At 76.5% G+C, this 243-nt stretch carries 1 protein-coding gene; it reads right to left on the bottom strand.

What is annotated here, in order from left to right; translation table 11 throughout:
• Nucleotides 1-243 (bottom strand): hypothetical protein (locus ACWJ6R_RS38315; protein WP_449066844.1); only part of this gene is annotated, 243 nt, incomplete at both ends.

Raw genomic sequence — 243 nt, 5'->3', positions numbered from 1 at the left:
CCGGGAACGCCTCGGCCAGCTCCCGCCCCATCCCCGCCCGCTGACTGCCCTGACCCGCGAACAAGAACGCCAACCCACCACCCGCACCCGAACCCGAGCCAGAACCCGCGCTCGGACCCGTCACCACACCCGGCACCGCACCACCGGTCGGCACACCCGGCGCCGGCACACCCGGCACCGCACCACCACCGACCGCCGCATCACCGGCCGCGCCCTCGGCCAGCGCCCGCAGACCCGCCACCA

This window comes from Planomonospora algeriensis (assembly GCF_977012225.1).
Note: the sequence above shows the minus strand (reverse complement) of the source record. Positions and strands in the feature narration are given on the sequence as shown.